Consider the following 14832-nt stretch of genomic DNA (forward strand, 5'->3'; position numbering starts at 1 on the left):
TTTTCATGCATAACCAGGCTCCTATTCCACGTAGAAAATCGAAACGTATTTACGTCGGAAATGTGCCAATCGGCGATGGTGCGCCCATCGCCGTTCAGTCGATGACCAACACCCGCACCACGGATGTGGAAGCGACGGTCAATCAGATCAAAGCGTTAGAACGCGTAGGTGCGGACATTGTTCGCGTTTCCGTGCCAACGATGGATGCGGCAGAAGCATTCAAACTCATCAAGCAGCAGGTCTCTGTTCCGCTGGTTGCCGATATTCACTTCGATTACCGCATCGCGCTGAAAGTGGCGGAATACGGTGTCGATTGTCTGCGTATCAACCCCGGCAATATCGGCAGCGAAGAGCGTATTCGTGCGGTGGTGGATTGCGCCCGCGATAAAAACATCCCCATCCGTATCGGCGTAAACGCCGGTTCTCTGGAAAAAGATCTGCAGGAAAAGTATGGCGAACCGACGCCGCAGGCGCTGCTGGAATCGGCCATGCGTCATGTGGATCATCTCGATCGCCTGAACTTCGATCAATTCAAAGTCAGCGTGAAAGCCTCTGATGTTTTCCTTGCCGTTGAATCCTATCGTCTGCTGGCGAAGCAGATCGATCAGCCGCTGCACCTGGGGATCACCGAAGCCGGTGGCGCGCGCAGTGGGGCGGTGAAGTCAGCCATTGGCCTCGGCCTGCTGCTGAACGAAGGCATTGGCGATACCCTGCGCGTCTCGCTGGCCGCCGATCCGGTCGAAGAGATCAAAGTCGGTTTCGATATTCTGAAATCCCTGCGTATCCGCTCCCGTGGCATCAACTTTATCGCCTGCCCGACCTGTTCGCGTCAGGAGTTTGATGTCATCGGTACCGTGAATGCCCTTGAGCAGCGTCTGGAAGATATCATCACCCCAATGGATGTCTCGATTATCGGCTGCGTGGTAAACGGTCCGGGTGAAGCGCTGGTGTCAACGCTTGGTGTAACGGGCGGCAACAAGAAAAGTGGTCTCTATGAAGATGGCGTTCGCAAAGATCGTCTGGATAATAGCGACATGATCGATCAGCTTGAAGCCCGAATCCGCGCCAAAGCGACCATGCTTGATGAAGCGCAGCGCATCAGCGTGCACCAGGTCGAAAAATAACGTGATGGGAAGCGGTATGCTTCCTGTGTATGATTGAACCCTTCGGTTATGAACCCCAGGGTTCATTTTTGTCTATAGAAAGAGAACAAACGTGGCAAAGAATATTCAAGCCATTCGCGGCATGAACGATTATCTGCCTGCCGAGACCGCCATCTGGCAGCGCATTGAAGGCACCCTGAAGCAGGTGCTCGGCAGCTACGGTTACAGCGAAATCCGTTTGCCGATTGTAGAGCAGACCCCGTTATTCAAGCGCGCTATCGGCGAAGTGACCGATGTGGTTGAAAAAGAGATGTATACCTTTGAGGATCGTAACGGCGACAGCCTGACTTTACGTCCGGAAGGTACGGCGGGCTGTGTTCGCGCCGGCATCGAGCATGGTCTCCTGTACAATCAGGAGCAACGCCTGTGGTATATCGGCCCGATGTTCCGCCACGAACGTCCGCAGAAGGGTCGCTACCGCCAGTTTAACCAGCTGGGTGTCGAAGCCTTTGGCCTGCAGGGTCCGGATATCGACGCTGAGCTGATCATGCTTACCGCGCGCTGGTGGCGTGCGCTGGGCATCGCCGAACATGTTACGCTGGAGCTGAACTCTATCGGTTCTCTTGAAGCGCGCGCGAACTACCGCGATGCGCTGGTGGCCTTCCTGGAACTGCACAAAGAGAAGCTGGACGAAGACTGCAAACGTCGTATGTACAGCAACCCGCTGCGCGTGCTGGACTCCAAGAACCCGGACGTGCAGGCGCTGCTGAACGATGCGCCTGCGCTGGGTGATTACCTGGATGACGACTCCCGCGAACACTTTGCTGGTCTGTGCAAACTGCTGGAAGCTGCTGGTATTACCTATACGGTTAACCAGCGCCTGGTACGTGGCCTGGATTACTATAACCGCACCGTCTTTGAGTGGGTCACTACCAGCCTGGGTTCCCAGGGGACTGTCTGTGCCGGTGGCCGTTATGACGGTCTGGTTGAGCAGTTAGGCGGTCGCCCTGCACCTGCCGTTGGCTTCGCCATGGGCCTTGAGCGACTTGTTTTGTTAGTTCAGGCAGTTAATCCGGAATTTAAAGCCGATCCTGTTGTCGATATATACCTGGTAGCCTCAGGCGCGGAAACGCAGTCTGCGGCAATGCAGCTTGCCGAACGCGTGCGCGATGCGCTCCCGGAGGCTAAGCTGATGACCAACCACGGCGGCGGCAACTTTAAAAAACAGTTCGCCCGTGCCGATAAGTGGGGCGCGCGTATCGCACTGGTACTTGGCGAGTCAGAAGTGGCTAACGGCGAAGTGGTAGTGAAAGATCTGCGCTCTGGTGAGCAAACAACGGTAACGCAGGACGGCGTTGCGGCGCACTTGCGCACTCTACTGGGCTAAGGAGAAGGACTGCGTGGAAATTTACGAGAACGAAAACGACCAGGTTGATGCACTTAAACGCTTCTTTGCTGAAAACGGCAAAGCCCTGGCTGTTGGGGTCATTTTAGGTGTTGGCGCCCTGGTGGGCTGGCGTTACTGGAACAATCATCAGGTCGACTCTGCCCGTGGTTCTTCCTTACAGTATGAAAATACCGTTAGCGCAATCCGCGCCGATCAGCCACAAACGCTGGCGGCGGCAGAGAAATTTGCCGCAGACAACAAAAACACCTACGGTGCGCTGGCTTCCCTGGAAGTGGCTCAGCAGTTTGTTGATAAAAATGAACTGGACAAAGCGGCAGCCCAGCTGCAGCAGGGTCTGGCATCAGCAAGCGACGATAATCTGAAAGCGGTTATCAACCTGCGTCTCGCCCGTATTCAGGTTCAGCAGAAAAAAACTGACGACGCGCTGAAAACGCTGGACAGCGTTAAAGGTGAAGGTTACGCCGCCATTGTTGCCGACCTGCGTGGCGAAGCATTGCTGAGCAAAGGTGACAAACAGGGCGCGCGCAGCGCGTGGGAAGCGGGCGTGAAAAGTAACGCCTCGCCAGCGCTGAGCGAAATGCTGCAGATGAAAATAAATAATTTGTCCGTCTGAGAGGGACCCGATGCAATTGCGTAAATTACTTCTGCCAGGACTGCTTTCCGTTACGTTATTGAGCGGCTGTTCACTGTTCAGCGGTGAAGAAGATGTCGTGACCATGTCGCCACTGCCGACGGTTGAAAACCAGTTTGAACCTTCTACCGCCTGGAGCATCTCCGTGGGCGACGGGATTGGTGATTTCTACTCTAACCTGCATCCGGCTTCTGCGGACGGCGTTGTCTATGCGGCTGACCGTAAAGGCACGGTGAAAGCCCTGAATGCCGACGACGGCAAAGAAGTGTGGTCGGTTAACCTCGCAGAAAAAAGCGGCTGGCTGTCACGCACGCCTGCGCTGCTCTCCGGTGGTGTAACGGTCGCCGGTGGCCATGTCTATATCGGCAGCGAGAAGGCACAGGTCTATGCTCTTAACGCCAGCGATGGCTCCATTGCCTGGCAGACCCGCGTGGCGGGCGAATCGCTCTCTCGTCCGGTCGTCAGCGACGGCATGGTGCTGGTGCATACCGCAAACGGTCAGCTGCAGGCGCTGAATGAAACTGACGGCGCGGTGAAATGGACCGTGAACCTGGATATGCCTGCGCTCTCCCTGCGCGGCGAATCGGCTCCGGCTACCGCGTTTGGCGCCGCCATTGTCGGCGGTGATAACGGTCGCGTTAGCGCCGTACTGATGCAGCAAGGTCAGCTGATCTGGCAGCAGCGTATCTCTCAGGCTACCGGTCCGACCGAAATCGACCGTCTGAGCGACGTCGATACCACGCCGGTTATCGTGAATGGCGTTGTGTATGCGCTGGCCTATAACGGCAACCTGACCGCGATGGATCTGCGTAGTGGTCAAATCATGTGGAAACGTGAGCTGGGCTCGGTGAACGATTTCATCGTTGACGGCAACCGCATCTACCTGGTCGATCAGAACGATCGCGTGCTGGCCCTGAGCACTGAAGGCGGCGTGACGCTGTGGACGCAAAGCGATCTGCTGCACCGTCTGCTGACCGCGCCGGCACTCTATAACGGCAGCCTGGTGGTGGGTGATAGCGAAGGCTATATGCACTGGATTGACCCGAGCAACGGTCGTTTTGTCGCGCAGGAGAAGGTCGACAGTTCCGGCTTCCTGACCGAGCCGGTATCGGTTGACGGTAAACTGCTGATCCAGGCAAAAGACGGCACGCTGTACGCGATCACGCGTTAATCACCGCGGTTGTAGTATACTCAACGGCTCCTGTTGCTTCAGGGGCCGTTTTGATTTTTTAAAAAACGCCGCAAATGCGACGTGATATCGAATTTTATGAGGCTTTAAACATGGTACCTGTGGTCGCGCTTGTCGGGCGCCCGAACGTTGGAAAATCCACTCTTTTTAACCGTTTAACACGCACCCGTGATGCGCTGGTTGCGGATTTCCCGGGGCTCACGCGTGACCGTAAGTACGGTCGTGCAGAAGTGGAAGGTCGTGAGTTTATCTGTATCGATACCGGTGGTATCGACGGTACAGAGGACGGCGTGGAAACCCGCATGGCGGAGCAATCCCTGCTGGCGATCGAAGAGGCCGATATCGTGCTGTTTATGGTCGATGCGCGCGCGGGCCTGATGCCTGCCGACTCGGCTATTGCCAAGCATCTGCGCTCACGTGAAAAAGCAACGTTCCTGGTGGCGAACAAAACTGACGGTATCGATGCCGACCAGGCGATGGCCGATTTCTGGTCATTAGGCCTGGGTGATATCTACCCGATCGCCGCCTCTCACGGTCGTGGCGTGACCAGCCTGCTGGAAACCGCGCTGCTGCCGTTTGTTGATGAGATCAACCCGCCAGAAGAAGTGGATGAAGACGCGGAATACTGGGCGCAGTTTGAAGAGAGCGAAGAGGGCGAAGAAGAGCCTGAAGACGACTTCAATCCACAGGATCTGCCGATCAAGCTGGCGATTGTGGGCCGTCCAAACGTCGGTAAGTCAACGCTTACTAACCGTATTCTCGGTGAAGACCGCGTGGTGGTCTACGACATGCCGGGCACGACCCGTGACAGCATCTACATCCCGATGCAGCGCGACGAGCGTGAATATGTGCTGATCGACACCGCGGGCGTGCGTAAGCGCGGCAAAATCACCGATGTAGTGGAAAAATTCTCGGTAATCAAAACCCTGCAGGCGATTGAAGATGCCAACGTGGTGATGCTGGTTATCGATGCCCGTGAAGGCATCTCCGATCAGGATCTCTCCCTGCTCGGCTTTATCCTCAACAGTGGGCGCTCACTCGTTATCGTCGTCAACAAGTGGGATGGCCTGAGCAATGAAGTGCGTGAGCAGGTGAAAGAGACCCTCGACTTCCGTCTGGGCTTTATCGACTTTGCTCGTGTGCATTTCATCTCTGCCCTGCACGGTAGCGGCGTCGGCAACCTGTTTGAATCCGTACGCGAAGCCTACGACAGCTCTACCCGCCGTGTCGGTACCGCGATGCTGACCCGCATCATGACCATGGCGGCAGAAGACCACCAGCCACCGCTGGTGCGTGGTCGTCGCGTGAAGCTGAAGTATGCGCACGCCGGTGGTTATAACCCACCGATCGTGGTGATTCACGGTAACCAGGTGAAGGATCTGCCCGATTCTTACAAACGTTACCTGATGAACTACTTCCGCAAATCGCTGGACGTAATGGGTACGCCGATCCGTATCCAGTTCAAGGAAGGGGATAACCCGTTTGCTAACAAACGCAACACCCTGACGCCGAACCAGATGCGTAAACGTAAGCGTTTGATTAAACACATCAAGAAAAGCAAATAATCTTTGCTGCTCTGCCAAAAAACCCGCGCCTGTCGCGGGTTTTTTTATGCCTGACAGGAACGAATAATTATTGATGTGATGTCAATCACTATTCATGTTTATCCAACATAAAATCTAAGAAATAAGATGATTGTCGAACTTTCATCTTTTGGTGGTGCACCAGGGGCTGGACAAAAGTTGCTTCAGGTTATCAAATGGTTAAATAACATTTCGCCGGATGTAAAAAAGCCACCCGAATGCTAACGGGGCGGCTGACTTCCGGTGCTAACAAGTACGACGACACATCATCTCGGGAGAATTATGCAATCCTCTGTTAATAAAAACGAAAGCCGAACTTTCTTCGGCCATCCTTATCCGCTCGGCGCGCTGTTCTTCACGGAGATGTGGGAGCGCTTCTCGTTTTACGGTATCCGTCCGCTGCTGATCCTCTTTATGGCGGCCACCGTCTATGATGGCGGCATGGGGCTGGCCCGTGAAAATGCCTCCGCTATCGTCGGTATCTTCGCCGGAACCATGTACCTGGCCGCGCTGCCGGGCGGCTGGCTGGCGGATAACTGGCTCGGCCAGCAAAGAGCGGTCTGGTACGGTTCGATCCTGATTGCGCTCGGCCACCTGTCGATTGCGCTTTCTGCGGTGATGGGTAACAACCTGTTCTTTATCGGCCTGATGTTTATTGTCCTTGGTTCGGGCCTGTTTAAAACCTGTATCTCGGTAATGGTCGGCACCCTGTATAAGAAAGGCGATGCGCGTCGTGACGGCGGCTTCTCGCTGTTCTATATGGGCATCAACATGGGGTCATTTATCGCGCCGCTGATCTCCGGCTGGTTGATTAAATCCCACGGCTGGCACTGGGGCTTTGGTATCGGCGGCATCGGGATGCTGGTGGCGCTGGTCATCTTCCGCCTGTTTGCCGTACCGGCCATGAAACGCTACGACAGTGAAGTGGGGCTGGACTCCACCTGGAACAGCCCGGTTGCGAAGAAAAACGGTGTCGGCGGCTGGCTGCTGGCACTGGCAGTGGGTATTGCGATTATTGTTACCCTGATTGCTCAGGGCGTGATTGTCATTAACCCGGTCGCCGTTGCCAGCGTGCTGGTGTATGTGATTGCCGCCTCTGTGGCGCTCTACTTCATCTGGCTGTTTGCCTTTGCCGGCCTGAACCGGAAAGAGCGCGCCAGACTGCTGGTCTGCTTTATTCTGCTGGTCTCTGCGGCCTTCTTCTGGTCTGCGTTCGAGCAAAAGCCGACCTCGTTCAATCTGTTTGCGAACGACTACACCAATCGCATGATCGGCGATTTTGAAATCCCGGCCGTGTGGTTCCAGTCAATTAACGCCCTGTTTATTATTCTGCTGGCGCCGGTCTTTAGCTGGGCCTGGCCTAAACTGGCGCAAAACAATATTCGTCCGAGCAGCATCACCAAGTTCGTGATCGGTATTCTGTGCGCGGCAGGGGGCTTTGGCCTGATGATGCTGGCGGCGCAGAATGTCCTCAGTAACGGTGGGGCGGGTGTCTCCCCATTCTGGCTGGTGGGCAGTATTCTGATGCTGACCCTCGGTGAACTGTGCCTGAGCCCGATTGGTCTGGCGACCATGACCCTGCTGGCCCCGGAAAGAATGCGCGGTCAGATGATGGGGCTGTGGTTCTGCGCCAGCGCGCTGGGCAACCTGGCGGCGGGCCTGATTGGCGGGCACGTGAAGGCCGACCAGCTGGATATGCTGCCGGACCTCTTCGCGCGCTGCTCCATTGCCCTGCTGATTTGTGCCGCTGTTCTGACGGTGCTCATTGTTCCGGTGCGTCGTATGCTGGAAAATGCGCAAACGAAAAGTGAGCCGAAACCCGTAACCAACGCCTGAATCTGACCTTTCCTGGCCGGGGCGGTGTTACGCCCCGGCAATGCAACGAAAGAGGTAACAGATGCAGATTGGATTTGTCGGGCTTGGCGCGGTGGTTGAAACCGCCTACCTGCCCGCACTACAAAATACCTTTGGTGATTCACTCCACTCTCTGGGGTTTGATATCCAGCCCGCAAAGACCCTTGCAGGCATCACCCGATCTCCTGCGCTCGACGACCTCCTTGCCCGCCCCCTCGATACGCTTTTTATCACGACCTCATCACTACACCATCTGGATGTGCTTGAGCAGGCGCTGGCCTCCTCCATATCGAGGATTGTGGTCGAAAAACCGATTGTCGCCACGCTTGCCCAGGCCGAAAAACTGACATCGCTGCTGGCGAGGCCGGAGGCGGCCTCCCGGGTGCTGGCGCTCGATCACTGGATGGCGCGCATTCATCTGATACGTCTGGAGCTGATCGGCTCCTTCTCTGACATCGTCAGGATCGAGGGCTTTTTGCAGGAGCCGAGCGGGTTTAACGCGGCGGGGGAACCTGTCGCGCTTAACTTTGCCACCGGCGAGCCGGATACCCGGACGCTTCGCCACCCGGATGGGGTGATCCTCGATATCGGCACGCACGTACTGGCGATGATGCGCGAAACGGTGCGCTATCTGGGCGGCAGTGGGGATCTGGCCTTGCAGGTGGTGACCGCCAGAGATCGGCTGGGGCGCGATATCGCTAAAGGCGACCTGACCACCGCGGAAGGCGAGGCGCATCTTCAGGGGCAGATTAGCGGCGTGCCGATGGATATCTGGCTCAACAAATATGCGGGGCCGAGCGGCGGGCAAAAAGGGCTGCGGCTCTATCTGCGTGACGGCCGTATCCTCAGCCACGACCGGCGCGGAGCGGAAGATGTGCTGGAGCTCATTGATAAGGGGCAGGTTGTTCAGAGCTGGCGTTTTGGCGGCACGATTTACGCCCACTGTCTGGCGGAGCATATCCTGGGGGAGCAGAGCCTGTTTGAACGTGCCCCGCAGGAGGTGAGCCGCACAACGCAACGTCGGCTGGAGGAAGTAACATGCCTGCTGACATTACAGCAACAGCTACGTGGCCCCCACTGAGCGCATCGTGTTAAAATCAACAGCGTACTGAATATCCTTTCAAGGAGTCATCATGTCGATTACCTGCCCGGATTGCCATGCGGAGATTGAACCGCAAAACGGCGTGGCGCATTGTGAAAACTGCAACCAGGATATTGCCCTGGAAGCGCGCTGCCCGGAGTGCCATAAGCCGCTCGAGGTGTTAAAAGCCTGCGGTGCGGTGGACTATTTCTGCCAGAACGGCCACGGCCTGATCTCGAAAAAGCGCGTTGAGTTCGTCCTGCCCGGCGCTTAATCGCAGACGCAGTCTTCGCCCTTACGCCACAAATCCACCAGCGAGGGCGGGGCTTCCTGTTCCGGCACCAGCAGGATCACGTCGGTATACTGCGCCTGGTTGTGCCGGGTCCAGACGATCTGGATGCGAAAATAGCGCTGATCCCCTCGCCCCGGTGATGATGCCTGGCCGGGCGGCTGGCCAAGGTTCAGCGCCTGGTCGAGGATCGCTACCACCCGCTGGCGCTGCTGCTCGTTCAGTTCCGAGAGGGCGATACGCCGCAGGCCGCTCAGCTTAGGAATAAAAGCGACGCCGCCCTCGCGGGCCAGCTCAACCACGGCGTCATCCGTCAGTTCCGGGATCTGCATTTACAGTACTCCTGTGCTCTTCCAGGCCTGTTCAATGGCTGCCGCCACGTCGCCGCCGGCGCGTTTCTCTCCGTGATAGATGGTCAGCCGTGCAAAGGCGGCAAAATCCGCGTCCTGCGCCAGGTTGCGATCGCACACCGTATCGTACCAGGCGTAGCCAGCCTTTTCCCAGGCATAGCCCCCAATGGCGGTGGCCGCCAGGTAAAAGGCGCGGTTAGGGATGCCGGAGTTCAGATGAACGCCGCCATTGTCCTCACGGGTTTTAATGAAATCATCCATATGCCCCGGCTGCGGATCGTTGCCCAGCAGTGGATCGTCGTAGGCGCTGCCCGGCTCGGACATGGAACGCAGAGCCTTGCCGTTAACGCCCTCTGCCAGCAGGCCTTCGCCAATCAGCCAGTCGGCCTTATCGGCGGTTTGCTTAAGATGATACTGCTTCACCAGCGCACCAAAAACGTCAGATAACGACTCGTTCAGCGCCCCGGACTGTTCAAAGTAGATAAGCCCGGCTTCGGTTTCGGTGACGCCGTGGCTCAGCTCGTGGGCGACCACGTCGATGGCGATGGTAAAGCGGTTAAAAATCTCACCGTCCCCGTCGCCAAAGACCATCTGCTGCCCGTTCCAGAAGGCGTTCTGATACTCCCGGCCATAATGCACGGTACCGGTGAGGATTAGCCCTTTGTTATCGAGGGAGTCACGCTGATAGTTTTTCCAGAAAAAATCATGGGTGATGCCCAGATAATCGTAGGCTTCGTCCACCGCCACGTCGCCGTTAGAGCGCTGCCCCTCATAGCGCACCTGGGTGCCCGGCAGCTCCTGGGTCTGCCTGGCGTCGTAAATGTCCCGCTCCAGCTGCCCGGGTCTGTTCACGTGCGGCGCGACAGGTTTGCCCGGCATGTGGGCCATCAGCGTCTGGACATGGGTCAGGGTCTGGCGAGCGCAGCGCTGCTGCGGCTCAGAGCCGCTCTCAATAATACGGCGAAGGATATAGGGCGGGATCACGCTATAGGTTCGGGTCATGCGTCTCTCCTGTTATGGCAATGCCGAAAAAAGCAACAGCTTAAGTGTATGCCATCGCAGCAAAACGGCAGGCAAGTCGGACAAGTCGCGGGGCGAAAAAGTGGCGCACCCGGCGCACAGGGTTTAGGTTTTAACGACCCAACGCGAGGAACGGCATGAAGAAAAACCTGGCTCTGGCCATCACAGGATTTACCTTGATCGCTATCACCTATGGGATGGCGCGCTTTTCATGGGGCATCATGCTGCCGGATATCCGGCAGGCTATCCCTTTCTCGCCGCAGGCCGCGGGCCTGATTGCCGCCTGCAGCTACGGGGCCTATTGCCTGTCGGTTTTTTTCGCCTCGTCTCTCACTGAGCGCTTCGGGCCGCGCTTGCCGGCGGTTCTGGCGGCCTTAACGGCGGCGGCCGGGCTGCTGATTCTGGCGTTCGCCCCTTCGCCGCCGGTGCTGGCCGTGGGCCTGTTCATTGCTGGCCTCAGTTCGGGGCTGGCGTCTCCCGCCCTGGCAGGGGCCGTAAGCATCGGGGTTAACCCCGAGCGGCAAACTCAGGTGAACACCATTATCAATGCCGGGACCAGCGGTGGCATCATTCTGTCGGTGCCGGTGCTGTTTTTTGTGCCGGGAGGCTGGCGGGTTGCCTGCGCGATCTTTGCCCTGCTGGCGTTAGCCTCTCTTCTTCCCGTCTGGCGCTATCTGCCCCGCGCGGGAAGGGCGGGCGAAACGACCCCGGGCTGGCGCAGCCTGATGCATAAACCGGGGATGATTCGGCTCTCCGCTATTGCGCTGGTCAGCGGCATCGCCAGCGCCGCCTGGTGGAGCTTTGGCCCCGAGCTTTTGCAGCGCCATACCAGTCTGGATGACGCCGCCACCAACATCCTGTGGCTGGTGAGCGGCGGGGCTGGGGTGGCCGCCGTATTTACCGGCAGCCTGGCGAAACGCATCGGCATGCGCGGGGTTTATCGCGGATCGCAGATCTTTATGGCGGGGTCGCTGATTGCCCTGGCCTTCAGCAAGGGCTTTGCCTGGTGGCTGGTACCGGTGGTGGCGATGAGCGGGGCGGGATATGTGATTTTATCCGGCGTGCTGCTGGTTCAGGGGGCGCGGGTCGCGGAGCCTTCGCCTGCGGCCGGAGTCAGCGTCGCCTTCCTGATGCTGGCGGTCGGGCAGATTATCGGCTCGGTGCTCTTTGGCCAGCTGTATGGATTTGTCGGCGCGGCGTGGGCGCTGCTGGCCTTCTCCGCGTTATCGCTGGCGATGGTGATGGTGAGTCCCGCCCCCCGGAATTAATCGCGTCATCCCTTTTTGCGGGCGCGGGTTTTTCTGGCCGGCGTCACGCCTTTCACTTCGCTTTCCACCCAGCCATCTGACAGCCGGGTAGTAAGCACATCCCCCGCTTTAACCTGTTTCGTCTGCTTCAGCACTTTGCCGTCGGTTGCCGTGGTCACGCTGTAGCCGCGCGCCAGGGTTGAGAGCGGGCTGACGGCTTCCAGGTGGGTGACCGCATTACCAAAACGCTCGCGGGTGCTGCTCAGGCGGGCACGCAGATTCTCCGCAAGGCGATACTCCAGCTGCTGAATGCGGGTTTGCGCGCGGTAAATACGCGGCTGCGGGTTGTGCTGGTTCAGGCGCTGGGTAACGCGCTGCTGGCGTTGCACCGCCCGTTTAAGCTGACTATCCACCGCCACGTTCATCCGCTGGCGCAGACGTTCCAGCACGGTTTGCTGGCGCGCCAGGCGCAACTGCGGGTGCTGCTGTTGCAGACGATGATGAAGCTGGGTAAAGCGACGGGTGCGGTTGGCGAGGAAATAGTCCATCGCCATCTCCAGCCGTTGCTGGCCGTTTTGCAGCTGGCGCAGCAGCTCAAGCTGGTTACGGCTTACCACTTCTGCCGCGGCAGACGGTGTGGGGGCCCGCAGGTCAGCAACAAAATCGGCGATAGTGACGTCAGTTTCATGGCCGACGGCGCTGACTACCGGGATCCGGCTGGCAAAAATTGCCCGCGCCACCCGTTCGTCGTTAAAGCTCCAGAGATCCTCCAGCGAGCCACCGCCGCGCCCGACAATCAGCACATCACACTCCTGACGGGTGTTAGCAAGCGCAATGGCGCGGACAATTTGACCCGGCGCATCATCGCCCTGTACCGCGGTCGGATAGATAACGACCGGCAGGGAAGGGTCGCGGCGTTTCAGGACGTGCAGAATGTCATGCAGCGCGGCGCCGGTTTTCGAGGTGATCACTCCCACGCAGTGGGCGGGGGAGGGGAGCGGTTGTTTGTACTGCTGATCGAACAGCCCTTCTGCGGAAAGCGCGGCTTTCAGCTGCTCATATTTCTGCTGAAGAAGCCCTTCCCCCGCAGGCTGCATGCTCTCAACGATAATCTGATAATCACCGCGCGGCTCGTACAGGGTAATACTGGCGCGAACCAGCACCTGCTGCCCGTGCTGCGGCCGGAAGGTCACCCGGCGGTTGCTGTTGCGGAACATCGCGCAGCGCACCTGGGCGGTGTTGTCCTTCAGGGTGAAGTACCAGTGACCGGACGCCGGCTGGGTGAAATTGGAGATCTCTCCGCTGATCCACACCTGGCCTATTTCCTGCTCAAGCAGCAAGCGGACCGTCTGATTCAGGCGGCTGACGGTATAAATTGAGGGGGATTGAGAGGATAACATGTGAGCGGGATCAAATTCTAAATCAGCAGGTTATTCAGTCGATAGTAACCTGATAAGAGGCAATCGCAAGCATTATTTATAAAAAAGTGTGGATGCAATCGGTTACGCTCTGTATAATGCCACGGCAATATTTAACCACCCAGGTCAGAGATATTGCCCATGCTACGTATCGCTAAAGAAGCACTGACGTTTGACGACGTCCTCCTCGTTCCCGCTCATTCCACCGTTCTGCCGAATACTGCCGACCTCAGCACGCAGTTAACCAAGACCATTCGCCTGAACATTCCTATGCTCTCCGCGGCAATGGACACCGTGACGGAAGCGCGCCTGGCTATCGCCCTGGCTCAGGAAGGCGGCATTGGCTTTATTCATAAAAACATGTCTATCGAGCGTCAGGCGGAAGAAGTTCGCCGCGTGAAGAAACATGAGTCTGGCATCGTTACCGACCCACAAACCGTTCTGCCAACCACCACCCTGCGCGAAGTGAAAGAGCTGACTGAACGTAACGGTTTTGCAGGCTATCCGGTTGTCACCTCCGATAACGAACTGGTGGGCATCATCACTGGCCGTGACGTGCGTTTCGTCACCGACCTGAACCAGCCAGTCAGCGTTTACATGACCCCGAAAGAGCGTCTGGTCACCGTACGTGAAGGTGAATCCCGCGACGTGGTCTTCGCCAAAATGCACGAAAAGCGCGTTGAAAAAGCGCTGGTTGTGGACGACAGCTTCCACCTGCGCGGCATGATCACCGTTAAAGACTTCCAGAAAGCAGAACGTAAACCGAACGCCTGTAAAGACGAGCATGGCCGTCTGCGCGTTGGCGCAGCGGTAGGCGCAGGCGCGGGCAACGAAGAGCGTGTTGACGCACTGGTTGCGGCGGGCGTTGACGTGCTGCTGATCGACTCCTCTCATGGCCACTCCGAAGGCGTTCTCCAGCGTATTCGTGAGACCCGTGCAAAATACCCTGACCTGCAGATCATCGGCGGTAACGTGGCAACCGGCGCGGGCGCGCGTGCCCTGGCTGAAGCGGGCTGTAGCGCAGTGAAAGTGGGTATCGGCCCAGGCTCCATCTGTACCACCCGTATCGTGACCGGCGTGGGCGTTCCGCAGATCACTGCGGTATCCGACGCGGTAGAAGCGCTGGAAGGCACCGGCATTCCGGTTATCGCTGACGGCGGTATCCGTTTCTCTGGTGATATCGCGAAAGCGATCGCGGCCGGTGCGGCAGCGGTAATGGTGGGTTCCATGCTGGCCGGTACCGAAGAGTCTCCGGGCGAAATCGAACTGTTCCAGGGTCGTTCTTATAAATCTTACCGTGGAATGGGCTCTCTGGGCGCGATGTCCAAAGGCTCCTCCGACCGCTACTTCCAGACCGACAACGCTGCTGACAAACTGGTGCCGGAAGGTATCGAAGGCCGCGTGGCCTATAAAGGCTACCTGAAAGAGATCATCCACCAGCAGATGGGCGGCCTGCGCTCCTGTATGGGCCTGACCGGCTGTGGTACTATTGACCTGTTACGTACCAAAGCGGAATTTGTGCGTATCAGCGGTGCGGGTATCCAGGAAAGTCACGTTCACGACGTGACCATCACCAAAGAGTCCCCGAACTACCGCATGGGCTCCTGATAAATTTCCACGCCCGGCTATAAGCCGGGCGATTTTGTTTCACTTGCCTCG

13 protein-coding genes are annotated in these 14832 nt (G+C 57.8%); 10 read left to right on the plus strand and 3 right to left on the minus strand.

Features of this window, described 5'->3' with window-relative positions:
* The first annotated feature begins 5 nt into the window (after positions 1-5).
* The 8 genes from ispG to B3X29_RS09620 all read left to right on the plus strand — a co-directional run bounded on the left by ispG (position 6) and on the right by B3X29_RS09620 (position 9123).
* On the plus strand, positions 6-1124 hold the full coding sequence (gene ispG, locus B3X29_RS09585) for a flavodoxin-dependent (E)-4-hydroxy-3-methylbut-2-enyl-diphosphate synthase (RefSeq protein WP_103824628.1): 1119 nt from the start codon (positions 6-8) through the stop codon (positions 1122-1124).
* A gap of 91 nt (positions 1125-1215) precedes the next feature.
* Complete coding sequence (gene hisS / locus B3X29_RS09590; RefSeq protein WP_103180708.1) at positions 1216-2490, plus strand: histidine--tRNA ligase; 1275 nt, start codon at positions 1216-1218, stop codon at positions 2488-2490.
* Between the two features lie 13 nt (positions 2491-2503).
* Positions 2504-3124 carry a YfgM family protein gene (locus tag B3X29_RS09595; protein WP_103180707.1) on the plus strand — a complete coding sequence of 207 codons (621 nt, stop codon included), beginning with the start codon at positions 2504-2506 and terminating at the stop codon, positions 3122-3124.
* A 10-nt stretch (positions 3125-3134) separates the two neighbouring features.
* The gene (bamB, locus tag B3X29_RS09600) at positions 3135-4313 is read left to right on the plus strand and encodes an outer membrane protein assembly factor BamB (RefSeq protein WP_159340036.1); all 1179 of its coding nucleotides are present in this window, start codon (positions 3135-3137) and stop codon (positions 4311-4313) included.
* Positions 4314-4423: 110 nt separating this feature from the next.
* Positions 4424-5896 carry a ribosome biogenesis GTPase Der gene (der, locus tag B3X29_RS09605; protein ID WP_103181122.1) on the plus strand — a complete coding sequence of 491 codons (1473 nt, stop codon included), beginning with the start codon at positions 4424-4426 and terminating at the stop codon, positions 5894-5896.
* Positions 5897-6196: 300 nt separating this feature from the next.
* The gene (locus B3X29_RS09610; RefSeq protein WP_103180705.1) at positions 6197-7750 is read left to right on the plus strand and encodes a peptide MFS transporter; all 1554 of its coding nucleotides are present in this window, start codon (positions 6197-6199) and stop codon (positions 7748-7750) included.
* A 61-nt stretch (positions 7751-7811) separates the two neighbouring features.
* A complete protein-coding gene (locus tag B3X29_RS09615; RefSeq protein WP_159340053.1) occupies positions 7812-8849 on the plus strand; it encodes a Gfo/Idh/MocA family oxidoreductase in 1038 nt (345 codons plus the stop codon).
* Between the two features lie 52 nt (positions 8850-8901).
* Positions 8902-9123 (plus strand): zinc ribbon domain-containing protein, encoded by a 222-nt coding sequence (locus B3X29_RS09620; protein ID WP_103180703.1) that lies wholly within the window; start codon positions 8902-8904, stop codon positions 9121-9123.
* Here B3X29_RS09620 and B3X29_RS09625 read toward each other — a convergent pair.
* Both B3X29_RS09625 and B3X29_RS09630 read right to left on the minus strand, forming a co-directional pair.
* Positions 9120-9470 carry a protealysin inhibitor emfourin gene (locus B3X29_RS09625; RefSeq protein ID WP_103180702.1) on the minus strand — a complete coding sequence of 117 codons (351 nt, stop codon included), beginning with the start codon at positions 9468-9470 and terminating at the stop codon, positions 9120-9122. The two genes, B3X29_RS09620 and B3X29_RS09625, sit on opposite strands and share 4 nt — an antisense overlap.
* Entirely contained in the window at positions 9471-10490 is a 1020-nt protein-coding gene (locus tag B3X29_RS09630; protein WP_159340054.1) for a M4 family metallopeptidase, read from the minus strand.
* A gap of 155 nt (positions 10491-10645) precedes the next feature.
* On the opposite strand from B3X29_RS09630, the gene B3X29_RS09635 reads away from it, so the two are divergent.
* Positions 10646-11776, plus strand: coding sequence for an MFS transporter (locus B3X29_RS09635; RefSeq protein ID WP_159340055.1), 1131 nt, complete (start codon positions 10646-10648; stop codon positions 11774-11776).
* Between the two features lie 5 nt (positions 11777-11781).
* On the opposite strand, the gene xseA is transcribed toward B3X29_RS09635, so the two are convergent.
* Positions 11782-13155: an exodeoxyribonuclease VII large subunit gene (xseA, locus tag B3X29_RS09640; RefSeq protein ID WP_159340056.1), complete on the minus strand. Its 1374-nt coding sequence runs from the start codon at positions 13153-13155 to the stop codon at positions 11782-11784.
* A 159-nt stretch (positions 13156-13314) separates the two neighbouring features.
* On the opposite strand from xseA, the gene guaB reads away from it, so the two are divergent.
* Positions 13315-14781, plus strand: a complete 1467-nt coding sequence (gene guaB, locus B3X29_RS09645; RefSeq protein WP_114314245.1) for an IMP dehydrogenase — start codon at positions 13315-13317, stop codon at positions 14779-14781.
* Positions 14782-14832 lie beyond the last annotated feature (51 nt).

The organism is Leclercia sp. UBA5076 (genome assembly GCF_002416465.1).
GTDB lineage: Bacteria > Pseudomonadota > Gammaproteobacteria > Enterobacterales > Enterobacteriaceae > Enterobacter.

Coding starts and splice junctions, on each gene's coding strand:
- B3X29_RS09625 (WP_103180702.1), bottom strand. CDS start 9,470: ATGCAGATCCCGGAACTGACGGATGACGCCGTGGTTGAGCTGGCCCGC.
- B3X29_RS09620 (WP_103180703.1), top strand. CDS start 8,902: ATGTCGATTACCTGCCCGGATTGCCATGCGGAGATTGAACCGCAAAAC.
- der (WP_103181122.1), top strand. CDS start 4,424: ATGGTACCTGTGGTCGCGCTTGTCGGGCGCCCGAACGTTGGAAAATCC.
- B3X29_RS09630 (WP_159340054.1), bottom strand. CDS start 10,490: ATGACCCGAACCTATAGCGTGATCCCGCCCTATATCCTTCGCCGTATT.
- xseA (WP_159340056.1), bottom strand. CDS start 13,155: ATGTTATCCTCTCAATCCCCCTCAATTTATACCGTCAGCCGCCTGAAT.
- bamB (WP_159340036.1), top strand. CDS start 3,135: ATGCAATTGCGTAAATTACTTCTGCCAGGACTGCTTTCCGTTACGTTA.
- B3X29_RS09610 (WP_103180705.1), top strand. CDS start 6,197: ATGCAATCCTCTGTTAATAAAAACGAAAGCCGAACTTTCTTCGGCCAT.
- B3X29_RS09635 (WP_159340055.1), top strand. CDS start 10,646: ATGAAGAAAAACCTGGCTCTGGCCATCACAGGATTTACCTTGATCGCT.
- B3X29_RS09615 (WP_159340053.1), top strand. CDS start 7,812: ATGCAGATTGGATTTGTCGGGCTTGGCGCGGTGGTTGAAACCGCCTAC.
- ispG (WP_103824628.1), top strand. CDS start 6: ATGCATAACCAGGCTCCTATTCCACGTAGAAAATCGAAACGTATTTAC.
- guaB (WP_114314245.1), top strand. CDS start 13,315: ATGCTACGTATCGCTAAAGAAGCACTGACGTTTGACGACGTCCTCCTC.